We start from the raw sequence: 21,659 nt of genomic DNA on the forward strand, positions 1-21,659 counted from the left end.
CCGTAGCTGACTATCCGTCAGATTAGTTGTAACCTGACGCGCTGTCAGCAGTGATGACCAGTGCTCCAGAAGGAGGCTCGGTGCTCAAGGACGCCACGGCCATCGTCGGCATAGGACAGACCGCCTTCGCGAAACAGCTCCCCGAGACCGAGAAGACGCTCGCCTGCCGGGCCATCCTCGCCGCGCTCGACGACGCCGGGATCGACCCCTCCGAGGTCGACGGCTTCGCCTCCTACACGATGGAGGAGACCGACGAGGTCGAGGTCGCCAAGTCCATCGGCGCCGGCGACGTCACCTTCTTCTCCAAGGTCGGCTACGGCGGCGGCGGCTCCTGCGCGACCGTCGGCCACCTCGCCGCCGCCGTCGCCACCGGACAGGCCGGCGTCGGCGTCGCCTGGCGCTCGCGGAAACGGGGCAGCGGCCCCCGGCCCTGGACCAACACCACCACCCAGCTCGCCACCCCCGGCCAGTGGACCCGCCCCTTCGGTCTGCTCCGCCCCTCCGACGAGATCGGCATGCTCGCCCGCCGCTACATGCACGAGTACGGCGCCACCCGCGACCACCTCTTCAACGTGGCCCTGGCCTGCCGCAACCGCGCCAACCAGAACCCCGCCGCGATGATGTACGAACGCCCGCTGACCCGCGAGATGTACATGACCGCCCGGTGGATCAGCGACCCCCTGTGCCTCTTCGACAACTGCCTGGAGACCGACGGCGCCCTCGCCTGCGTCATCGTCGGCGCCGAACGCGCCCGCGACTGCCGCCAGAAGCCGGTGTACGTCCACTCCGCCGCCCAGGGCCTGCCCTCGCAGCACCACGGCATGGTCAACTACTGGAACGACGACCCGCTCTCCGGCCCCGCCTGGACCGCCGCCCGGCACCTGTGGAAGCAGGCCGACTTCGGACCCGACGACGTCGACGTCGCCCAGATCTACGACGCCTTCACCCCGCTCATCCCGCTCTCCCTGGAGGGCTACGGCTTCTGCAAGCGCGGCGAGGGCGCCTCCTTCACCGAGGGCGGCGCCCTGGAGATCGGCGGCCGACTGCCGATCAACACCGGCGGCGGCGGGCTCTCCGAGGCGTACGTCCACGGCTTCAACCTCATCAACGAAGGCGTGAAGCAGCTGCGCGGCACCTCCACCGCCCAGGTCCCCGACGCCTCCACCTGCCTCGTCACGGCCGGCGAGGGCGTCCCCACCTCGGCCATCCTCCTCAGGAGCTGATCGACCATGCTGACACCCGTCGCCGACACCGACGGCGCCCCCTTCTGGGAGTACGCCGCCCGGGGCGAGCTCCGCGTCCAGGCCTGCGCGGCCCCCGACTGCGGCGAGCTCCGCTTCCCGCCCCGCCCCTGCTGCCCGCACTGCCGCTCCTTCGACAGTGAGTGGCGGCTCATGTCCGGGCGCGGCCGGATCTGGTCGTACGTCCTGCCCCACCCGCCCCTCCTGCCCGACTACGCCGCCCAGCCCGGCTACAACGCGGTCCTCGTCGAACTCGCCGAGTCCCCCCTCATCCGGCTCGTCGGCAACGTCGTCGCCACTCCCGACGCCCCCCTGAACTCGGTCGACGCGAGCCGGCTGCGCATCGGGGCACCCGTGCGGGTCGCCTTCACCGAGGTCGACGGCGTGACCGTCCCCCGCTGGCTCCTGGAGCGCGGATGAGCGCCCCGCTGATCCGCACCGAGCGGGACAAGGAGACCGGCGTCGCCGTCGTCACCCTCGACCGGGCCGAGAAGCACAACGCGATCACACTCGACATGGCCCGCGAACTCGCCGCCGTGTGGCGGGGGTTCCGGTACGAGGACGAGATCCGCGCGATCGTCGTCACCGGCGCGGGCGGCCGGGCCTTCTGCACGGGCATCGACCGGGACGCCGTCGCGGACATCCCGCAGCCCTCGTCCCCGTACACGATCGACGACCCGCTCCTCGCGATCGGCCCCAAGGCGAACGACCTGTGGAAACCCGTCATCGCCGCCGTCGAGGGCATGGCCTGCGGCGGGGCCTTCTACCTGATCGGCGAGGCCGAGTTCGTCGTCGCGGGCGAGGACGCGACCTTCTTCGACCCGCACACCACCTACGGGATGGTCAGCGCCTTCGAGACGATCCACATGGCGCAGCGCATGCCGTACGGGGAGATCGCCCGGATGGCCCTGATGGGCAGCGCGGAACGGATCTCGGCCCGGCGGGCGTACGAGACGGGGCTCGTCAGCGAGGTCACGGAGACCGGCGGCGCCCTGGAGGCCGCCGTCCGGGCCGCGACCGTCGTCGCGGGCCACCCGACCGAGGCCGTCCAGGGCACGGTCCGCGCTCTCTGGTCCGTCACCGAGGCGTCCCGCGCCCCGGCCCTGTCCCACGCACCGCACCTGGTGACGCTGGGGAACCTGCCGCCGGAACGTCAGGCGGGCCTGTTCACGGGGCGGGGGAAGGGGTACCGGACGCGGTAGCCGACGGGGTGGGGGTCGGGGTGCCCTGCTTGCGCACGTCGTAGATCCAGCAGTTCCTCACCCGGTCGACGGCCTTCGGGGTCTTCATCGCGACCTCGAAGGTCTTCGTCTCGTAGCTCCCGACGGTGACGACGGTCTCGACGGAGTCCACCGCCGCGCCCGAGGCGCCCTTGAACTCCAGCGTGATCGCGTACGTGCCGGCGAGCGCGTCGTGCGAGCTGATGCGCAGGGTCGCCGTGGTGTCCGCCTTGCGGGCCGGCTTGCCCTTCCGCTTCTTCTGCGCGGGCTTCACGCAGTCGACCACGACGACGTCGACCTGCGAGGTCGCCGAGCTCGGAGCGGGCGAGGCCGTGGCCGTGGACGAGCCGTTGGACCCGTCGTAGCTCCCCGAGCCGTCGTGGTCGTCGTAGTCGTCGTTGCTCTTCTTCGAGCTGGAGCAGCCGCCGCCCTTGCTCTTGCTCTTGCCGCTCTTGCCGCTCGTGCCCGTCTGGAAGCCGGTCAGCGCGAGCACCACCACCGTGAGCGTCGCCGCCAGCTTGAGGCGCGTACGCACCATGTCCCCTCCCCTGTCGTGTGCGCGCCACCCTAGACCCGGCGGGCCCGGAGGCCGCATGGCGGGGCCCCCGCACCCGGCGTAGCGTCGAGAGCGAAGGTCGGACACGAGGAGGAGGCCGGCGGATGGTCCGCAATCTCGTCGGCTCGGTCCTGGCCCTCGCCGGAGCGACGGCCGCCGTATGGAGCCCCTTCCGTGCCTGGTACGACGGCCGTCTCGGCCGCGTCTTCGCCATCGACGAGCTGTTCGCCGGCGGCACCGGCATCACGGACGTGAAGGCCGAGGTCATCGCCTCGATCCTGCTGCCGTTCGCCTTCGCCGCCCTCGTCACCGTCCTCGGCGTCGCCCTGCGCTCGCGGCTCCTCGTCGCCCTCGCCGGGCTCGTCACCCTCGGCTTCACGGTCTTCTGGATGGTCCGGGTCGGGCAGGCCGAGGGCAGCCTCGTCGTCTCCGGCGACGGCCGGGGGCTCGGCGACGGGGTCGCCCTCGCGTTCGGCGGCGGGGTCCTGATGCTGCTCGGCGCGCTCGTCATGTCGGGCAGGCCCCGCCGGGCGCACCGGGTGGATCCGCCGGAGCCCCGGCCGACCCACCCGACGCTCGACGACCCGCCGTACGCCGACGACGGGGAGACGCGGACCCTCCCCGTACCGCCCTGGAACGGCCCCGGCAGCAGGCCTTAGCGCGCCGCCGCGCCCCGTCCCGTCGCCGTGCCCTTCACCGCGTCGAGCGCGTACACGCAGCGGTCCTTGCTGCAGGCGTACACGACCCCGCCCCTGGCCACCGGCGAGCCGGTGATCTCGCCGCCGGTCGCGAGCTTCCAGCGGAGCTGGCCGCCGGTCGCGTCGAGGGTGTAGAGGACGTGGTCGGCGGAGCCGAAGTGGATCCGGCCGTCGGCGACGACCGGGGAGCCGACGAGCTCGCCGCCCGCCGCGAACCTCCACCGCGGGGTGCCGGTGACGGCGTCGAGCGTGTAGAGCGCGCTGCCGCTGCCGACGTGGATGTTCCCGTCGGCGACGAGCACCGGCTCGGACGACTGGCGCGGCTCGGTGGCGATCCGCCAGCGGTCCTGGCCGGTGGTGGCGTCGAGCGCGTACACCGTGCCGAGGTGGTCGGAGAGGTACACGCCGCCGCCCGTGACGGCCGGGCCGGGCGCGAACGCGGGCGGGGAGAGGAAGACGGCGGGCGCCTCGAAGTGCCAGCGCACGTGCCCGGCGGCGATGTCGATCGACAGGACGCGGGTGCCGGCGGAGACGTACACGCAGCCGTCCTCGGCGGGGGCGACCCGGACGGGGACGTTGGCGCAGGAGGCGGCGTCGCCGATCGGGTACGACCAGCGCTCCACGCCGGTGCGGGCGTCGAGGGCCTGGAGCCGGGCGTCGCGCCAGACGTAGACGGTGTCGCCGTGGACGGCGGGGCCCGCCTCCGGGGTCTCGAAGTCGGTCTGGGCGCCGGTGATCTCCCACAGCTTGGCGCCGTTGGAGGCCTCCCAGCCCTGGACGCCGCCGCCGCGCGTACCGGTGACGACGGTGCCGCGGTCGACCTGGAGGGAGTACACCCAGGCGTCGGTGTGCAGCCGCCAGCGCTCGGCGCCGTCGGCCGCGTCGAGGGCGTAGAGGGTGGGGCCGTCGGAGGCGTGGATGCGGCCGGAGGCGACCGCCATCGACCAGGCGACGTCCCGGGTCTTGAACTGGCGGCGGCCGCTTCCGGTGTCGAGGGCGTGGACCTCGAAGGAGGTCACGTAGAGCAGGTCGCCGTCGACGACCGGGGTGCCCCACACGTCGTTGGACATGCGGAAGCGCCACGGGCGCCAGTGGCCGGGCTCCGGCGCGGGCTGGGGCAGCGGCTGCGCGTCCCCCTGCGGCGGTACGGAGACGGGTCGGGCGCCCGGCATCGGGCCGGGCTCGGCGCCGTGCGGGCCGCCGCCGGGCGGGCGGACCCAGCCGGTCGCGTGGCCCGCGTCGGCGCCGCGGCCGACGGCGACGGCGGCGCGGGTGTCGGAGACGCGGGGACCGGGGCCGATCGGCACGGTGCCGCCGCCGAGGCGGACGGGGCCGCCGCCGGCGTGCTCGGCGGGTCCGGCGTGCCGGCCGCCGAGGTGGGCGGGCTCCGGGGAGCGCGGGTCGCCGCCCCACTCGGGTTCGCGGGGCGGGCGCGGCGGCATCGGCGGCGCGGTCGGGGCGGGGGTGGGGCGGCCGCCGCGGCGGGCCTCGATCATGGCGGTGGCGCGGGGCGGCAGCCAGGCGGATGCCGTGCCGCTGTCGTCGCTGCCGGGGCCGAAGAGGTGCGGGGCCAGCTGCGCCTGGAGGTCGGCGGGGGTGGGGCGGCGGCTGACGTCCGTCTGCATGCAGGACTCGATGAGGGGCCGCAGCTCCTCGGGCAGGCCCTCCAGGTCGGGGCCTTCGCGGAGCAGCATGAAGACGGTCTCGACGGGGTTGGCGCCGTGGAAGGGCGCGTGGCCGGTGGCGGCGAAGACCAGCATCGAGCCCAGCGAGAAGACGTCGCTCGCGCCGGTGACGCTGCGCGAGTCGCGGGCCTGCTCGGGGGACATGTAGGCCGGGGTGCCGACGGCGACGTTGGTCATGGTCAGGCGCGTGTTGGAGACGCCCGACGCGATGCCGAAGTCGATCACCCGGGGGCCGTCCTCGACGACGAGGACGTTGGAGGGCTTGAGGTCGCGGTGGACGAGGCCGGCTCCGTGGATGGACTGGAGGGCCTCGGCGACGCCGGCGGCGAGCCAGCGGACGGCCTGGGCCGGGAGCGGCCCGCACTCGTTCACTATCTCCTCGAGGGAGGGCGCCGGAACGTAGGCGGTGGCGAGCCACGGCACGGCGGCGCGCGGGTCGGCATCGACGACGGCCGCCGTGTAGAAGCCCGAGACGGCCCGTGCGGCCTCCACCTCGCGGGTGAAGCGGACCCGGAACAGCTGGTCCTCGGCGAGCTCCGTGCGCACGGTCTTGATCGCCACGCGCCGGCCCGAGGCCGAGCGCGCGAGATAGACCAGGCCCATTCCGCCCGCGCCGAGCCGGCCCAGCACCTCGAAGGGCCCGATACGTCTCGGGTCGTGCTGCGTCAGCTGTTCCACTTGCCTGCCACCTCCCCGTACGGGCCATGAGGGTACGGCCCCGTGGCCCTGATTCTTCCTGTCCGAGGGCCTGGTTGCGAACCCGGGGGCGGATCGGGGTGTCATACCTCATATCGGCAGCGGATCAGTGGCGCGGGATCAGCTCTCGCGGGTGGCTTCCTTCGCCGGTTCCGCGCGGACCGCGAAGCGGGCGCCCTGGTTGTCGTGGAGGACGGCGATGCGGCCGTGGGGGGTGTCGAAGGGCGGGGTGGCGACCCGGCCGCCGAGGCGGACGGTGGTGGCGCAGGCCTCGTCGCAGTCGCCGACGGCGAAGTGGACGAGGACGTGGCCGGGCATCGCGGCGGGGAAGTCGTCGCTGATGACGGCCCGGCCGCCGAAGGCGCTGCCGTCGCCGGGGCGGGAGCCCGGGGGCGACCAGACGCGGTAGTCGAAGCCGGGTTTCCGGCCCTCCGCGGCGGGGTCGATCTGGCGGCCGAGGTAGCCGAAGACGGTGGCGTAGAAGGTGTCGACGGCCTCGGGGCGGCGCGTGTAGACCTCCATCCAGCAGAAGGCTCCGGGTGTGCCGGTCGTCTCGAAGCCGTCGTCGTCGCCGGACTGGCGGAGGCCGAAGACGGCGCCTCCGGGGTCGGCGGCGAGGGCGAGGACGCCGAAGGGGCCGACGGGGTAAGGCTCCATGACCATCTGTCCGCCCGCGAGCTTCACCCGCTCGGCGAGGGTGCCGGCGTCCCGGGTGGCGAGGTAGAGGGTCCAGGTGGTGGGCATGCGGCCGTCGCGCTTGGGGAGGAGGCCCGCGACGCGGCGGCCGTCGAGGAGGGCGTCGTCCCGGTCGGGGTCGAAGGTCCAGCCGAAGAGCTCGCCGTAGAAGCGCTTGCCCGCTTCGAGGTCGGGAAGCTGCGCGTCCACCCAGCAGGGGGTGCCCTCTGTACGTACGGCCATGGGCTCACGGTAGGGCGGAAGGGGGCGGTCCACGCGTCCGCCGAACGCCCGGAAATGCGAACTGGTGAGCGATTTACGAGGGTGGAACCCTTGCCCCGCCTGCATTGTCCACCGCGCTTGTCCACAGGCTGTTCATAAGTCTGTTCGGGTGAGGGCGGTCACCCGACGGTCGCCACTGGCCGGAAGCCGCCCCTCACCGCCGCGCCGCCGCACCCGCCCCGACCTCGGCGAAAGCCCGCCGAACAGGGTCGCACCCCATTTGCACTCGGCCGAATCGCGCGCAGATCGCCCCTCGGTAAGCTGACGGCATGACAGGACAAGTACGCACCGTCGACGGCCGCGTGGCCGGACGACGCGGCCAGGCGACGCGGCAGAAGCTGCTCGACTGCCTCGGTGAGATGCTCAGCTCCTCGCCCTACCGGGACGTCAAGGTCATCGATGTGGCCCGGAAGGCGGGTACTTCACCCGCGACGTTCTATCAGTACTTCCCGGACGTCGAGGGCGCGGTCCTCGAGATCGCGGAGGAAATGGCCAAGGAGGGAGCCGGGTTGACCGAGCTCGTCTCCGGCCGTTCCTGGGTCGGCAAGGCGGGCTGGCAGACCTCCGAGGAACTCGTCGAGGGTTTCCTGGACTTCTGGCGCAAGCACGACGCGATCCTGCGGGTCGTGGACCTCGGCGCGGCCGAGGGGGACAAGCGGTTCTACAAGATCCGCATGAAGATCCTGAACTCGGTCACCAACTCCCTGACGGACGCGGTGAAGGAGCTCCAGGCCAAGAACAAGGTCGACAAGGAGGTCAACCCGGCCGCCATGGCGGGCTCCCTGGTGGCGATGCTGGCCTCGGTCGCCGGCCACCAGAAGGGCTTCCAGACCTGGGGCGTCAAGCAGGCCGAACTCAAGCCGAACCTGGCCCTCTTGGTCCACCTGGGCATCACCGGCAAGAAGCCGACCAGATAGCCCACCCCTCCCCTGCTCCTTCACCCGTCCTGTCGTCGACGCCGACGTCGGTGCGCACCCGCCCCCACGGGAAGCGCGACCGCCGTCGGCGTCGCCGTATCCGGACCTACGGTCTGCGGGTCAGCCGGAAGAGCCGGATCTCCCGGTCGATCCGCGCCTGGTACGTGGCGTACGGGGGCCAGAACTCCAGCGCCGCCTCCCAGGCCGCCGCCCGCGCCTCCCCCGTCAGCAGCTCCGCCCGCACCGGGACGTCCTCGCCCTTCCAGTTGACCTCGACGTCCGGATGGGCGAGCAGGTTCGCGGTCCACGCCGGGTGTCCGGGGCGGCCGAAGTTCGAGCCGACGAGCAGCCACCGCCCGTCCCCCTCCGGCATGCAGGCGAGTGGCGTGACGCGCGGCTGCCCGCTCCTGGCACCCCGGGCGGTGAGGACGACGCCCGGCAGCATCCGGGCGCTCATCAGCACCTTTCCCCCGGTCAGACGGTGGACGGCCTTGTCCATCGCGGGGATCACGTGCGGGGCGACCCGGGCGAACGTCCGGGTCGACGAGACCTTCTGTATCAGTTTCAACCCGACGGGCATCTACGCCGCCACCTCTCCGAGGAGTCCGGTCCGTTCCGCCGCCCGGGCGCGCAGTCGTGGGGCGGGGCCGAAGAGCAGTTCGTCCGACGCGGCCCTCCGGACGTAGCGGTGTGCTTCGTGTTCCCGGCCGGAGCCGGGGCCGCCGCCGTGGAGGTGGACGGACTCGGCCGCGGTGGCGCGCAGCGCCTCCAGGGCGTGGGCGAGCGCGAGCGGCCCGCCGTCGGGCCCGGCCGGGGATCCCGGTCCCGCTCCCGGTACCGCCCCCGGTCCCGCCCCCGGCTCCGGCTCCGGCTCCCGCGCGGCGCCGTACGTGAGCGAGCGGGCGGCCTGGACCTGGGCGTAGAGCTCGGCGAGGCGGTGCGCGGCGGCGGGGCCCGGTGGGGAGCCGGCCCGCTCGACGGCCCGGTCGAGGGCGGCCCCGGCGGCGCCGACGGCCTCGGCGGCGAGCATGACGGCCGCGGTGCGGCCGGTGGCGGCGAGGGCGCCGAGGACGTCGGCGGGTTCCTCGCCGAGGAGCTCGGCCCCGGCGTCGCGCAGTTCGACGGTGGCCTGGGCGCGGGTGGGGTCCAGGGTGGTGAGCCTGGTCCGTACGAGCCCCTCGGTCCCGACGGCCCCTTCCCCGTCCCCGTCCCCCTCCCCCGAGGCGCGTACGAGGAAGAGGAGCGTGCGGCTCCGGGCGAAGCCGCCGGCGTGGGCGGCGACGAGCAGGAGCCCGGCGCTGTGTCCGTCGATGACCTGCGGGGCCTCCCCGTAGAGCCGCCAGCCGCCGTCGGCCGGGCGGGCCTGGACTCCGCCGGCCCGGCCGCCGCCGGACCAGGCGCCTGCCGTGTTGTCGCCGGTGAGGCCGAGGGCGAGCGCGAGGGCGCCGCCGGGGACGGCGAGGGCGCAGGTCAGGCTGCCGTCGGCGATGCGCGGCAGGAGTTCGGCGCGCTGCCGGGGGGTGCCGAGGGCGGCGATGAGCGGTGCGGCGAGCACGGCCGTGGCGAGGAGCGGGGTGGGCGCGAGCGCGCGGCCGGTCTCCTCGCAGGCGAGGGCGAGTGCGGCGGGCCCGCGGCCGACGCCTCCGTACTCCTCGGGGAGTGCGAGCCCGGCGAGGCCGAGGGTGCCGGACAGCCGGGCCCAGAGCCCGGTGTCGTACCCCTCGGGGGTCTCGCTGGCGGCGCGGTTCTCCTGCGGCCCGGCCCGTTCGGCGAGCAGGTCCCGCAGGGTGCGGCGGATCTCCTGCTGCTCCTCGGTGGGCGCGGGGGCGAGCGAGGTGCTGTCGGGCGCGTCCATGGGACTCCCTCCGTATCTGACGGTGCGTCATGCTAGGGCTGAGCACGGCCGGTTGCCCAGAGAAGCGCCGGTCCCGATTGAATCAATCTGATGTACCGTCAGATTCATGGATGCCTCTGCCCGCACCGCCCGCAGCCCCCGCCGCGTCGCCGTCGTCGGCGTCTCCCTCGCCGACTGCGGCCGCGTCGACGAGGCCACCCCGTACGCGCTCCACGCCCAGGCCGCCCGGCGCGCCCTCGCGGACAGCGGCCTCGACCGCTCGCTGATCGACGGCGTCGCCTCGGCGGGCCTCGGCACGCTCGCGCCGGTCGAGGTCGCCGAGTACCTCGGACTGCGGCCCCGCTGGGTCGACTCGACCGCCGTCGGCGGGGCGACCTGGGAGGTCATGGCCGCACACGCCGCCGACGCCATCGCGGCGGGCCACGCCAACGCGGTCCTGCTCGTGTACGGCTCCACGGCGCGCGCCGACATCCGGGCCCGGCGCCGCACCGCGAACCTCTCCTTCGGCTCCCGCGGCCCGCTCCAGTTCGAGGTCCCGCACGGGCACACCCTCGTCGCCAAGTACGCGATGGCCGCCCGCCGCCACATGCACGAGTACGGCACGACCCTGGAGCAGCTCGCCGAGGTCGCCGTCCAGGCGCGCGCGAACGCGTCCCTCAACCCCGAGGCGATGTTCCGCGAGCCGATCACCGTCGACGAGGTCCTCGACGGCCCGATGATCGCGGACCCCTTCACCAAGCTGCACTGCTGCATCCGCAGCGACGGCGGCTGCGCGGTGCTGCTCGTCGCGGAGGAGTACGTCAAGGACTGCCGGAAGGCGCCGGTCTGGGTCCTCGGCACGGGCGAGCACGTCTCGCACACCACGATGTCGGAGTGGGAGGACTTCACCGTCTCCCCGGCGGCGGTCAGCGGCCGGCTCGCCTTCGAGCGGGCCGGGGTCACCCCCGCCGACATCGACCTCGCCGAGGTCTACGACGCCTTCACCTACATGACCCTGGTGACCCTGGAGGACCTGGGCTTCTGTGCGAAGGGCGAGGGCGGGGCGTACTTCGCGGAGAAGGACCGGCTGCCGGTGAACACCGACGGCGGCGGCCTCTCCGCCTGCCACCCGGGGATGCGGGGCCTGTTCCTGCTGGTCGAGGCGGTGCGGCAGCTGCGCGGGGAGGCGCCGGGACTCCAGGTCAGGCGCGCGGACGGCTCACTGCCGGAGCTGGCGGTGGCGTCGGGGACGGGCGGGTGGTTCTGCTCGTCGGGGACGGTGGTCCTGGGCCGGTCCTGACCCCCGGCCAGAATCTATACAAACGTCATAGACAAGCGTGTAGGACATCCGTATAGTCATGTCTGCGGGCAGGGGAGCACCCCGGCCCGCAGACACCCGACAAGGAGTCCCGCCATGACGCGCACCACGACCACCCCCGCGAAGTCCGCCGCCAGGACCGTCCTCGTCTCCGGCGCCTCCGTGGCCGGCCCCGCCCTCGCCCTCTGGCTCCACCGGTACGGCTTCGCCCCGACCGTCGTCGAGAAGGCCCCCGAACTGCGCACCGGCGGCTACAAGGTGGACATCCGCGGCACCGCCATCGAGGTCTGCCGCCGGATGGGGATCCTCGACGAGATCCGCGCCCACTCCACGGACATGCGCGGCGGCTCGTACGTCGACGACGCAGGCCGCACGATCGGCGAGCTGCCCGCCGACATCTTCGGCGGGCGCGTCGAGGGCGACGACGAGATCATGCGCGGCGAGCTCGCCCGGATCCTGTACGACCGCACCCGCGAGGACGTCGAGTACGTCTTCGGGGACTCGATCGCCGCCCTCGCCGAGGACGCCGACGGCGTCACCGTCACCTTCGAGAGCGGGACCGTCCGCCGCTTCGACCTCGTCGTCGGCGCCGACGGCCTCCACTCGAACACCCGGAAGCTCGCCTTCGGCCCCGAGGAGCGGTACAAGCGCCACCTCGGCGCGTACATCTCCATCTTCACGGCCCCCAACCACCTGGGGCTCGACCGCTGGGAGACGTACCACGCGCTCCCGCAGAAGCTCCTCTGCGTCTACAGCTCCGCCGGGGAGACCGAGGCGAAGAACCTCTTCATCTTCTCGGCGCCGCAGGACGTCCCGTACGACCTCCGGAACGTCGCCGACCAGAAGCGGCTGCTGGCCGACCGCTTCGCGGGCGACGGCTGGGAGGTCCCGCGCCTGCTCGGGCACGCGGCCGAAGCCGACGACTTCTACCTCGACTCCATGTCCCTGGTGGAGATGGACAGCTGGTCGAAGGGGAGGGTCGTCCTCCTCGGCGACGCCGCCCACTGCGCCTCCCCCGCCTCCGGGCAGGGCACCGGCCTCGCCCTCACCGGCGCGTACGTCCTCGCCGGCGAACTGGCCCGGGCCGCCGGGGACCACACCGTCGCCTTCGCCCGCTACGAGGAGCACATGCGGCCGGGAGTGACGCAGAACCAGAAGATGGCGGAGGGCTTCCTGAAGGAGATGACCGTCGACAAGAAGTGGAAGATCGCCCTGCGCATGCTCATGGTCAGGACGCTGCCGAAGACCCCGTGGAAGAACCTCGTCGCGAAGAAGATCCGCGACGACATCCAGTCCGCGGCGAACGCCGTCCCGCTCGCCGAGTACGGCACCGGGGCCGCCCGTCCTACCGTGGCCGCATGAGCGACTTCCACCACGCCCTGCACTCCCTCCGGGTCTGGGACACCGAACTCCCCTCCTTCGACCCGGCGACCGCCCCGCCCGAACCCCTCGCCCTCTTCCACGGCTGGTTCACGGAGGCGGTCGCAGCCGGCCAGACCGAGCCGCACACCCCCTCCCTGGCCACCGTGGACGAGACCGGCCGCCCCGACGTCCGCACGGTGATGCTCCACGACGCCGACGAGCGCGGCTGGCACTTCGCCTCGCACGCCACCAGCGCCAAGGGCCGCCAGCTCGCCGCCCGCCCCGAGGCCGCGCTCGGCTTCTACTGGCCGGTCCAGGGCCGTCAGGTCCGCGTCCGCGGCCACGTCGTCACCGGCACCCCCGAGGAGGCGTACGAGGACCTCCACGCCCGCACCACCGGCGCCCTCGCCTCGGCGCTCGTCGGCCGGCAGAGCGAGGTCCTCGACTCCCCCGAGACCCTCGCCGAGGCGAGCGCGGCGGCCTGGCGCCGGGCCGAGGCCGAACCGGACGCCCCCTCCCCCACCTGGACGCTGTACGTGGTGGAACCGGCCGAGGTCGAGTTCTTCCAGGGCGACGCCCGGCGCCGCCACCTCCGCCTCCGCTACCGCCGCGCGGCGGACGGCGGCTGGACCCACGAGCTGCTCTGGCCCTGAAGGCGGCGCACCATGGAAGTGGAGGTGTGAGCACCATGGCCACTTACATGGACGTCCACCACGGCATGGTGGGCATCACGGCGGACCAGCTGCGCGAGGCGCACCAGGCCGACCTCGCCATCGAGAAGGACGAAGGGGTCCACTTCGAGCGGGCCTGGGCGGACCCCGTGTCGGGGACGGTCTACTGCCTGTCGACGGGCCCCTCGCCCGACGCGGTGCAGCGCATCCACGACCGGACCGGCCACCGCGCCGACGAGATCCACGAGGTCCCCCTCATGGTGTGAGGAGCGCCCGCCGGGCACCTCTCAGGGGGTGCCCGGGGCTCACGGGGCGCCCGGGGCTCACGGGGCGCCCGGGGCTCAGGGGGTGCCCCCCGCCCCGTACATCTCGTCGATCTCCCGCTCGAAGTCCCGCAGCACCGCCCGCCTCTTGAGCTTCAGGGACGGGGTGAGGTGCCCGGAGCGCTCGGAGAACTCGGTCGTCAGGAGCCGGAAGCCGCGGATCGACTCCGCGCGCGAGACGAGCCGGTTGGCCTCGTCGACCGCCCGCTGGACCGCCTCGATCAGCTCCGGGTCGCGGGTCAGCTCCCAGAGCGCGAGGTGCTCCTTGTGCCGCATCCGCCGCCAGTGCGTCAGGCCGTCGTGGTCGAGGGAGACGAGGGCCGTGACGTACGGGCGGTCGTCGCCGATCACCATGCACTGGCCGATCAGCGGGTGGGCGCGCAGCCAGTCCTCCAGCGGTGCCGGGGCCACGTTCTTCCCGGCGGAGGTGATGAGGATGTCCTTCTTGCGGCCGGTGATCCGCAGGTAGCCGTCCTCGTCGAGGGTGCCGATGTCGCCGGTGGGGAACCAGCCCTCGTCGTCGGTGTACGGGACGGCCTGGCCGCGCTGGGCGTCCCAGTACCCGGCGAAGACGTGGGCCCCCTTGAGCCAGACCTCGCCGTCGTCGGCGATCCGGACCGAGCTGCCGGGCAGCGGCCAGCCGACGGTGCCGGTGCGGGGCCGCCGGGGCGGGGTGACCGTGGAGGCGGCGGTGGTCTCCGTCAGGCCGTACCCCTCGAAGACGTCGACCCCGGCCCCGGCGAAGAACTCGGCGAGCCGGGCGCCGAGCGGGGAGCCGCCGCAGATCACGTACTTCACGCGGCCGCCGAGCGCGGCCCTGATCCGCCGGTAGACCAGCGGGTCGTACAGCGCGCGGGCGGCGCGCAGGGAGAGCGGGGGCGCGGGCGTCCGCCCGTACCGGCGGGCGATCCGGGCGGCCCGGTCGAAGACGGCGGCCTTCCCTCCGCGTTCGGCGGTGGCGCGGGCCGTGTTGAAGACCTTCTCCATGACGTACGGGATGGCGAGGAGGAAGGTCGGCCTGAAGGCCGCGAGGTCGGCGAGGAGTTCGTCGCCCTCGACGGAGGGCGCGTGGCCGACCCTGACCTTGGCGCGCACGCAGCCGACGGCGACCATCCGCCCGAAGACGTGCGAGAGCGGCAGGAAGAGCAGGGTCGCGGGCGGCTCCTTGGTCTCGGAGACGAAGACCGGGTGGAGGAGCCGGACGGCGTTGTCGACCTCGGCGAAGAAGTTGGCGTGGGTGAGGGCGCAGCCCTTGGGGCGGCCGGTGGTGCCCGAGGTGTAGACGAGGGTGGCGAGGGTCTCGGGGGTGAGGAGGCCGCGCCGGGCGGTGACGGCCTCGTCGGCGATCCGCGATCCGGCCGTACGGAGCTGTTCGACGGCGCCGCTGCCGATGACCCACAGGTGGGAGAGGCCGGGCAGCTGGCGGCGCTCGGCGGAGACGAGCCGGCCCTGCTCGGCGTCCTCGACGACGCAGCCCGCGGCGCCGGAGTCCTGGAGGATCCAGCGGGTCTGGAAGGCGGAGGACGTCGGGTAGATGGGGACGGTGACGAGGCCGGCGGCCCAGGCGGCGAAGTCGAGGAGGGTCCACTCGTAGGTGGTGCGGGCCATGAGCGCGAGCCGGTCGCCGGGGCGCAGGCCGTGGGCGATGAGGCCCTTGGCGACGGCGTGGACGTCGGCGGCGAAGCGGGCGGCGGTGACGTCGTACCAGTCGCCCTCCGCGTCCTTCCGGGAGAAGAGCGGGGTGTCGGGGTCGGTGCGGGCGTTGTCGTACGGCAGGTCGGCGAGGGAGCCGCGGCGGACCCGCGGCACGAGCGCGGGCAGCGAGACCTCCCGTACCCGCCCGTCGACGATCGTCTTGTGCGGCTCGACGGGCTCGGCCCCGGGCGCGGCGGTGAGGACGGACACGTGCGGCTCCTCGGTTATCGCGGCGAACTGAGGTCGTGCAGGTCCTACTGCCGGTAACCCTACTGTGCGGTAGGGGTGTTGCGGCAGCCCCCGGAAACACCAAGTGCCCCCCTGCCCGGACGGGGGCAGGGGGGCACATGAGGTGGGTATCAGGCGGCGGCGGTGACCGCGCCCTTCTTCACGTCCTCGCCGTCACCGATCTCGACGAGCTCGTCGATCGGGGACGCCGACGCGTGCTCGTACTTCGTGAGGTCGAGGATCTTCTCGCGGGCCGAGACGATCACCGGGACGAGGGCCTGACCGGCGACGTTGGTCGCGGTGCGGACCATGTCGAGGATCGGGTCGATCGCCATGAGGAGACCGACGCCCTCCAGCGGGAGACCGAGGGTGGAGAGGGTCAGCGTCAGCATGACCGTCGCGCCGGTCAGACCGGCGGTGGCCGCCGAGCCGATGACCGAGACGAAGGCGATGAGCAGGTAGTCGCCGATGCCGAGCTGCACGTCGAAGATCTGCGCGATGAAGATCGCGGCGAGCGCCGGGTAGATCGCGGCGCAGCCGTCCATCTTGGTGGTGGCGCCGAACGGGACGGCGAAGGAGGCGTACTCCTTCGGGACGCCGAGGCGCTCGGTGACCCGCTGCGTGACCGGCATGGTGCCGACGGAGCTGCGGGAGATGAAGGCCAGCTGGATCGCGGGCCAGGCGCCCTTGAAGAAGTACAGCGGGTTGACCTTGGCGACGGTCGCGAGGAGCAGCGGGTAGACGCCGAAGAGGACCAGGGCGCAGCCGATGTAGATGTCGGCGGTGAAGGTCGCGTACTTGCCGATCAGGTCCCAGCCGTAGTCGGCGATGGAGAAGCCGATGAGGCCGACGGTGCCGAGCGGGGCGAGGCGGATGACCCACCACAGCGCCTTCTGGAGGAGCTCCAGGATCGACTCGGAGAGGGTGAGGATCGGCTTGGCGCGGTCGCCGAGCTGGAGGGCGGCGATGCCGGCGACGGCGGCCATGAAGACGATCTGGAGGACGTTCAGCTCGGTGAACGGCGTGATGACGTCCGTCGGGATGATCCCGGTCAGGAAGTCGATCCAGGAGCCCTCGCGCTTCGGCAGCTTGCCGTCCTGCGGGGTGAGGCCGGTGCCGGCGCCCGGGTTGGTGATCAGGCCGATCGCGAGGCCGATGGCGACCGCGATGAGCGAGGTGATCATGAACCAGAGGAGCGTGCGGGTGGCCAGCCGCGCGGCGTTGTTCACCTTCCGCAGGTTGGTGATCGACACCAGGATCGCGAAGAAGACGAGCGGGGCGACGGCCAGCTTGAGCAGCTGGACGAAGATGTCGCCGATGTAGCCGAGGGTGTCCTTCAGCCAGACGACGTCCTGGCTGCGGGCGATCCAGCCGAGCAGACCGCCGATGACGAGACCGGCGATGATCTGGGCCCAGAAGGGGACCTTGGGTATCCGGAAACCGGAAGAGGGCGCGGTTGAAGACTGCGCGGACACAGACACACTCCACGGGTGCGTATCGGAAAGGAATACGGAACGGGTGTGCGGCACCACACGCTCGAAGCGCGGGCCGCTGCATGATGCCGGGTCAGAGCTCGCGGCAACAGACCGCGGACATACAGCGGCACAGATCGACATGCAGGCGCGCCACGAGCGGGGTGCTCGCGGCATGAGAGAGGCGCACTGATGTCTTCATGTCGAACAAGCTAGCACTCATGCTTTGAGAACCTCAAAGCCATTCTTTGGGATGCACGAAGCGGCCGTTTGCCTCCGAAACGACGAAAACCCCAGGCAGAAAGCCTGGGAAGGCTTCGCCTGGGGTGAGGACGTACGTCCGCGTCGTCCCTCTATGTGAGGAACCTTACGTACCGCTTACGCGCTCAGAGCGCGTCTTCCTGGGACCGGTTGGCCGCGAGGCGGGCCTTGCTGCGGTCGACCTTGGCGACGACCTCGGCGCTCGCCTCGTCCCGGGCCTTGCGCAGCAGGACGAAGCTGAGCGGGGCGGAGACGACGATGGCGAGGATGAGGACCCAGAGGAGGTTCGAGTCGCCCAGGCCGCGCGGGAGCACGCCCACGTAGACGAGGCCCCACAGGGCGAGGAAGCATCCGGCGAAGATGCCGAGCCGCATCAGCGAGTAGCGGAGCATGCCAGTCAGTCCACTCTTCCGTTTCGAAGTTTTCCCGCGCAAAGATCCCGTACGGGACGAACGCCCCTCCCCAGTGAAGCACGGGGAGGGGCGCTCGACGGGAGCGGGGTGAGGGCCCGGCTCCCGGGGGTCTCAGATCAGCCAGCGGTTGTTGCGGACGATCGGCAGCCGGGCCCACGGGGCGCCGAGGCCGTAGTAGCTGCCGGCACCGGTCGCGGCCGTGATCAGGAGGACCAGGGCGATCATCCAGTGGCTGTCCATGAAGGGGTTGGCGGCCGGCCACAGGGTGGTGAGCCACATGAAGGCCATCATGAGCGTTCCGCTGACGGCGGCGACGCGCATCCCGATCCCGAGGACCATCGCGAGGCCGACGCCGAGGAGGCCGACCATGAAGAGGGTGTCCAGCCACCAGGCTCCGGCGACCGAGTCGAACATGTGGGCGAAGGGGCCCTGCGTGCCGTGGAGGAGGAAGCCCTCGGTGGGGCTGCCGCCGTTGATCCACGCCCCGCCGACGGGGTCGACCTGCCGAGGCCGAAGAGCTTGTCGGCGAACGGCCAGAGGAAGAAGAAGCCGACGAGCACGCGGCTGGCGCCGAGGAGGCGGCGGGTCCCGGCGGAGCGGACGAGGACGTCGCCCCGGCTTCCGGGGTGGCCGCCGAGGGTGGCACGGCGAGCGGTGCGTTCCGGGGTGTGGACGGCCATGACGGGAACCTTCTTCCGTGCTCCCCGGAACCTCTCCGAGGGGACCTTGTGAATACATTCACAAGCTACGCCCCCTCTTTATCCCGCAACTATCACCAAAGGTCCCGAACCGGACGGCCCAAGGCCCCCACCTCTTGAGTCCACCGTGAAGTAATACCTAAACTGCGCCTATGGCTCTTACTTTCGAGGTGGATCCGGCGGTCGACCCCGCCCTGCGCGACGGCCTGCTCTCCCTCTGGGCCGACGTCTCCAACGCGGGCGGCGCCGTCGGCTTCGTACCCCCCGTCACCCCCGAGGAGATCCGCCCGGCACTGCGCAAGCACCTCGTCGGCATGGCCGAGGGCGGCACGCGCCTGCTCGTCGGCCGCGACGAGGACGGCGAGGTCGCCGCCACCGCGTTCTTCACCTTCAACACCCACCCGCTGATGGGCCACTGGGTCTGGCTCTACACGGTGATGGTCCACCCCCGCCACCAGGGCAGGGGGTACGGCCTCGACCTCATGGCGGCGGTCGAGCGGACCGCCCGGACCGCAGAGGGCTTCGAGGCGATCGAGGCGATCCGCCTCACCTGCCGGGGCGGCACCGGCGTCGACGGCTTCTACGCCCGCGCCGGCTACAAGGAGGTCGGCCGGATCCCCGACGCGATCCGGGTGGCGCCGGGCGACGACCGCGACGACATCGTCATGCTCCTCCCCCTGAACTGAAAGAGGGGCCGGCGGGAGAACCCACCGGCCCCTCTCACGCCACGCGGACGTCAGAACCGCATCGGCTGCGGCGCCTCGCGGCGCTCCGCGTCCGGCCCCGGGTACTCGCGGATGATCTCGTACCGCGTGTTCCGCTCGACCGGCCGGAAGCCGGCGTCACGGATCAGTTCGAGCAGGTCCTCGCGGCCCAGCTTGTTCGGGGTGCCGTAGTTGTCGGCGTCGTGCGTGATCTTGTACTCGACGACCGAGCCGTCCATGTCGTCCGCGCCGTGCTGCAGCGCGAGCTGCGCGGTCTGGACGCCGTGCATGACCCAGAAGACCTTGACGTGCGGCACGTTGTCGAAGAGCAGCCGGGAGACCGCGAAGGTCTTCAGCGCCTCGGCACCGGTCGCCATCGTCGTGCGCGCCTGGAGCTTGTTGCGGACCTTGCCGTCCTGCATGTCGACGAAGTCGTGCTGGTAGCGCAGCGGGATGAAGACCTGGAAGCCGCCGGTCTCGTCCTGGAGCTCACGCAGCCGGAGCACGTGGTCCACGCGGTGGCGCGGCTCCTCGATGTGCCCGTACAGCATGGTCGCCGGGGTCTTGAGCCCCTTCTCGTGGGCGAGCCGGTGGATCCGGGACCAGTCCTCCCAGTGGGTCCGGTGGTCCACGATGTGCTGGCGGACCTCCCAGTCGAAGATCTCGGCGCCGCCGCCGGTCAGGGACTCCAGACCGGCCTCGATCAGCTCGTCGAGGATGTCGCTCGCGCTCATCCCCGAGATCGTCTCGAAGTGGTGGATCTCCGTGGCGGTGAAGGCCTTGAGGGAGACGTTCGGCAGGGCCTTCTTGAGCTCGGAGAGCGAGCGCGGGTAGTACCGCCAGGGCAGGTTGGGGTGCAGCCCGTTGACGATGTGGAGCTCGGTGAGGTTCTCGTTCTCCATCGCCTTCGCGAGGCGCACGGCCTCCTCGATGCGCATCGTGTACGCGTCCTTCTCGCCCGGCTTGCGCTGGAAGGAGCAGTAGGCGCAGGAGGCGGTGCAGACGTTGGTCATGTTCAGATGCCGGTTGACATTGAAGTGGACCACGTCGCCGTTCTTGCGGGTCCTGACCTCGTGGGCCAGCCCGCCGAGCCAGGCGAGGTCGTCGGACTCGTACAGGGCGATGCCGTCCTCACGGCTCAGCCGCTCACCGTCCCGGACCTTCTGCTCAAGTTCGCGCTTGAGTCCAGCGTCCACTACGGCCGCCTCCCTCTGTTCTCTCCGTACGTCCCCGTGTTTTCAGGCTTCCCCACCGTACTCTCAGGCCTCTTCGGGGAGGTCTCCGACCCGGTTCTCCCACTTGGTCGAGAGCACGATCGTCGTACGGGTCCGCGACACGCCCTTCGTGCCGGAGAGGCGGCGGATCGTCTTCTCCAGGCCGTCGACGTCGTTGGCGCGCACCTTGAGCATGAACGAGTCGTCGCCGGCGATGAACCAGCAGTCCTCGATCTCGGCCAGGTCCTTCAGCCGGCGGGCCACGTCCTCGTGGTCGGCGGCGTCGGAGAGGGAGATGCCGATGAGGGCGGTGACGCCCAGGCCGAGCGAGGCGGCGTCGACGGTGGCCCGGTAGCCGGTGATGACCCCGGCCGCCTCCAGGCGGTTGATCCGGTCGGTGACGGACGGGCCGGAGAGCCCGACGAGCCGTCCGAGCTCGGCGTACGAGGCGCGCCCGTTCTCCCGAAGGGCCTGGATGAGCTGCCTGTCCACGGCGTCCATAGGTATAGGCCTTCCATTATCCAGCGATACCGCGAGTTTAGGTGTAGAATCTAAGGCATACAGAGCAGACGCCCTGCGAATCAGTCCAACATGTGCATCAGGTGTCTGCAGATCAAAGACGATCTATTGGAGTGGTGATCACCGTGTACACGATCGAGATGGCCTACGCCCGCATGCGCGAGCTGCAGGAGATGGCCAACCGCTCGCGTGCCCACCAGTCGACCTCCGCCTCGAAGCGCGCCGCCAAGAAGCGCGCCAAGAAGCGCTAATCCCCGGGGAGGGCGCCACCGAGCTCTCCTTCCCACCGGCGGTACAGCTGGTGCGGCACACCTGCCGCGTCCAGCACCCGCCCGGCGACGAAGTCCACCAGATCCTGGATGTGCGTCGCCCCCGCGTAGAACGCCGGAGAGGCGGGCAGCACCACGGCGCCCGCCTCGTCCAGCGTCACCATGTGCTTCAGCGTCTGACCGTTGAGCGGGGTCTCCCGCACGGCGACCACCAGCGGCCTCCGCTCCTTGAGCGTCACGCTCGCGACCCGCTGCAGAAGATCCTTCGAGAGCCCGAGCGCCACTCCCGCGACCGCCGCGGTCGAGGCCGGGACCACCAGCATCCCCTTCGAGGGGTACGACCCCGACGACGGCCCGGCGGCCAGGTCCCCGGCCGCCCAGTACCGCACGTCCCCCAGCGCGTCCGCCACGTCGAAGGTGTCCGGCTTCCCGTCGGCCCCCCGGGCCAGCCACGCCGCGAGGTCCTCGCGCCAGTGGGCGTCCCGGAAGGAGAGGCCGGTCTCGTCGAGCAGCGTGAGCCGCGAGGCCCGCGACACGACGAGGTCGACGCTCTCCCCCGCGGCGAGGAGACCACGCAGGACGGAAGCGGCGTACGGGGTCCCCGAAGCGCCGGAGACCCCCACGATCCATGGTGCGCGGGTGCTGCCGCCGTCGTTCCTGTGCCCGCCTTCGGTGCTGAGGCCGTCGTTCATGCGGTCGAGCCTATCG

Annotated in this window: 23 protein-coding genes; 11 read left to right on the plus strand and 12 right to left on the minus strand. The window is 72.1% G+C overall.

The window, feature by feature from the left end; all coding sequences use genetic code 11:
- The first annotated feature begins 53 nt into the window (after positions 1–53).
- Genes AB0G79_RS28290 through AB0G79_RS28300 form a run of 3 tightly spaced genes read left to right on the plus strand, consistent with a single transcriptional unit; the run spans position 54 to position 2,443 of the window.
- Positions 54–1,223 (plus strand): lipid-transfer protein, encoded by a 1,170-nt coding sequence (locus AB0G79_RS28290; RefSeq protein ID WP_360811287.1) that lies wholly within the window; start codon positions 54–56, stop codon positions 1,221–1,223.
- Between the two features lie 6 nt (positions 1,224–1,229).
- Positions 1,230–1,661 carry an OB-fold domain-containing protein gene (locus AB0G79_RS28295; protein WP_360811289.1) on the plus strand — a complete coding sequence of 144 codons (432 nt, stop codon included), beginning with the start codon at positions 1,230–1,232 and terminating at the stop codon, positions 1,659–1,661.
- A complete protein-coding gene (locus tag AB0G79_RS28300; RefSeq protein WP_360811291.1) occupies positions 1,658–2,443 on the plus strand; it encodes an enoyl-CoA hydratase/isomerase family protein in 786 nt (261 codons plus the stop codon). Before AB0G79_RS28295 ends, AB0G79_RS28300 begins: the two co-directional genes overlap by 4 nt.
- Here the strand turns inward: AB0G79_RS28300 and AB0G79_RS28305 are convergent.
- Positions 2,409–2,999, minus strand: coding sequence for a hypothetical protein (locus tag AB0G79_RS28305; RefSeq protein ID WP_360811293.1), 591 nt, complete (start codon positions 2,997–2,999; stop codon positions 2,409–2,411). The two genes, AB0G79_RS28300 and AB0G79_RS28305, sit on opposite strands and share 35 nt — an antisense overlap.
- Positions 3,000–3,121: 122 nt before the next feature.
- Here AB0G79_RS28305 and AB0G79_RS28310 point away from each other — a divergent pair, with 122 nt between their 5' ends.
- On the plus strand, positions 3,122–3,676 hold the full coding sequence (locus tag AB0G79_RS28310) for a hypothetical protein (RefSeq protein WP_360811294.1): 555 nt from the start codon (positions 3,122–3,124) through the stop codon (positions 3,674–3,676).
- Here AB0G79_RS28310 and AB0G79_RS28315 read toward each other — a convergent pair.
- The gene (locus tag AB0G79_RS28315) at positions 3,673–6,078 is read right to left on the minus strand and encodes a PQQ-binding-like beta-propeller repeat protein (RefSeq protein WP_360811296.1); all 2,406 of its coding nucleotides are present in this window, start codon (positions 6,076–6,078) and stop codon (positions 3,673–3,675) included. The genes AB0G79_RS28310 and AB0G79_RS28315 overlap by 4 nt on opposite strands.
- Before the next feature lie 138 nt (positions 6,079–6,216).
- Complete coding sequence (locus AB0G79_RS28320) at positions 6,217–7,014, minus strand: VOC family protein (RefSeq protein WP_360811298.1); 798 nt, start codon at positions 7,012–7,014, stop codon at positions 6,217–6,219.
- A gap of 308 nt (positions 7,015–7,322) precedes the next feature.
- On the opposite strand from AB0G79_RS28320, the gene AB0G79_RS28325 reads away from it, so the two are divergent.
- Positions 7,323–7,970, plus strand: a complete 648-nt coding sequence (locus tag AB0G79_RS28325; protein WP_360811300.1) for a TetR family transcriptional regulator — start codon at positions 7,323–7,325, stop codon at positions 7,968–7,970.
- Positions 7,971–8,076: 106 nt separating this feature from the next.
- On the opposite strand, the gene AB0G79_RS28330 is transcribed toward AB0G79_RS28325, so the two are convergent.
- Together AB0G79_RS28330 and AB0G79_RS28335 are read right to left on the minus strand one after the other, a co-directional pair.
- Positions 8,077–8,550 carry a nitroreductase/quinone reductase family protein gene (locus tag AB0G79_RS28330; RefSeq protein ID WP_360811302.1) on the minus strand — a complete coding sequence of 158 codons (474 nt, stop codon included), beginning with the start codon at positions 8,548–8,550 and terminating at the stop codon, positions 8,077–8,079.
- A complete protein-coding gene (locus tag AB0G79_RS28335; RefSeq protein ID WP_360811304.1) occupies positions 8,551–9,825 on the minus strand; it encodes an acyl-CoA dehydrogenase family protein in 1,275 nt (424 codons plus the stop codon).
- Between the two features lie 106 nt (positions 9,826–9,931).
- Between AB0G79_RS28335 and AB0G79_RS28340 the strand changes: the two genes are divergently transcribed.
- From AB0G79_RS28340 to AB0G79_RS28355, 4 genes are all read left to right on the plus strand, one after another.
- Positions 9,932–11,104: an acetyl-CoA acetyltransferase gene (locus AB0G79_RS28340; RefSeq protein WP_360811306.1), complete on the plus strand. Its 1,173-nt coding sequence runs from the start codon at positions 9,932–9,934 to the stop codon at positions 11,102–11,104.
- A 114-nt stretch (positions 11,105–11,218) separates the two neighbouring features.
- Positions 11,219–12,484, plus strand: coding sequence for an FAD-dependent monooxygenase (locus tag AB0G79_RS28345; RefSeq protein WP_360811308.1), 1,266 nt, complete (start codon positions 11,219–11,221; stop codon positions 12,482–12,484).
- A complete protein-coding gene (locus AB0G79_RS28350) occupies positions 12,481–13,137 on the plus strand; it encodes a pyridoxal 5'-phosphate synthase (protein WP_360811311.1) in 657 nt (218 codons plus the stop codon). Before AB0G79_RS28345 ends, AB0G79_RS28350 begins: the two co-directional genes overlap by 4 nt.
- A 35-nt stretch (positions 13,138–13,172) precedes the next feature.
- Entirely contained in the window at positions 13,173–13,421 is a 249-nt protein-coding gene (locus tag AB0G79_RS28355) for an SCO4226 family nickel-binding protein (protein WP_360811313.1), read from the plus strand.
- Positions 13,422–13,496: 75 nt separating this feature from the next.
- On the opposite strand, the gene AB0G79_RS28360 is transcribed toward AB0G79_RS28355, so the two are convergent.
- The 4 genes from AB0G79_RS28360 to AB0G79_RS28375 all read right to left on the minus strand — a co-directional run bounded on the left by AB0G79_RS28360 (position 13,497) and on the right by AB0G79_RS28375 (position 17,961).
- Positions 13,497–15,383: a long-chain fatty acid--CoA ligase gene (locus AB0G79_RS28360; RefSeq protein ID WP_360811315.1), complete on the minus strand. Its 1,887-nt coding sequence runs from the start codon at positions 15,381–15,383 to the stop codon at positions 13,497–13,499.
- Positions 15,384–15,532: 149 nt separating this feature from the next.
- Positions 15,533–16,882: a dicarboxylate/amino acid:cation symporter gene (locus AB0G79_RS28365; RefSeq protein WP_360811317.1), complete on the minus strand. Its 1,350-nt coding sequence runs from the start codon at positions 16,880–16,882 to the stop codon at positions 15,533–15,535.
- 377 nt (positions 16,883–17,259) lie between these two features.
- Positions 17,260–17,526, minus strand: a complete 267-nt coding sequence (locus AB0G79_RS28370) for a DUF4229 domain-containing protein (RefSeq protein ID WP_360811319.1) — start codon at positions 17,524–17,526, stop codon at positions 17,260–17,262.
- A 132-nt stretch (positions 17,527–17,658) separates the two neighbouring features.
- Positions 17,659–17,961, minus strand: a complete 303-nt coding sequence (locus AB0G79_RS28375) for a hypothetical protein (RefSeq protein ID WP_360811321.1) — start codon at positions 17,959–17,961, stop codon at positions 17,659–17,661.
- 436 nt (positions 17,962–18,397) lie between these two features.
- Here AB0G79_RS28375 and AB0G79_RS28380 point away from each other — a divergent pair, with 436 nt between their 5' ends.
- Positions 18,398–18,931 carry a GNAT family N-acetyltransferase gene (locus AB0G79_RS28380; RefSeq protein WP_360811322.1) on the plus strand — a complete coding sequence of 178 codons (534 nt, stop codon included), beginning with the start codon at positions 18,398–18,400 and terminating at the stop codon, positions 18,929–18,931.
- A gap of 50 nt (positions 18,932–18,981) precedes the next feature.
- Here the strand turns inward: AB0G79_RS28380 and mqnE are convergent, their stop codons facing one another.
- Positions 18,982–20,145, minus strand: coding sequence for an aminofutalosine synthase MqnE (mqnE, locus tag AB0G79_RS28385; protein WP_360811324.1), 1,164 nt, complete (start codon positions 20,143–20,145; stop codon positions 18,982–18,984).
- Positions 20,146–20,208: 63 nt separating this feature from the next.
- Positions 20,209–20,664: an Lrp/AsnC family transcriptional regulator gene (locus tag AB0G79_RS28390; RefSeq protein WP_128976305.1), complete on the minus strand. Its 456-nt coding sequence runs from the start codon at positions 20,662–20,664 to the stop codon at positions 20,209–20,211.
- A 131-nt stretch (positions 20,665–20,795) separates the two neighbouring features.
- Between AB0G79_RS28390 and AB0G79_RS28395 the strand changes: the two genes are divergently transcribed.
- Positions 20,796–20,933, plus strand: a complete 138-nt coding sequence (locus AB0G79_RS28395) for a hypothetical protein (RefSeq protein ID WP_360811327.1) — start codon at positions 20,796–20,798, stop codon at positions 20,931–20,933.
- On the opposite strand, the gene AB0G79_RS28400 is transcribed toward AB0G79_RS28395, so the two are convergent.
- Positions 20,930–21,643 (minus strand): UbiX family flavin prenyltransferase, encoded by a 714-nt coding sequence (locus tag AB0G79_RS28400; protein ID WP_360811329.1) that lies wholly within the window; start codon positions 21,641–21,643, stop codon positions 20,930–20,932. The genes AB0G79_RS28395 and AB0G79_RS28400 overlap by 4 nt on opposite strands.
- Positions 21,644–21,659: the final 16 nt, after the last annotated feature.

The organism is Streptomyces sp. NPDC020807 (assembly GCF_040641575.1).
GTDB lineage: Bacteria > Actinomycetota > Actinomycetes > Streptomycetales > Streptomycetaceae > Streptomyces.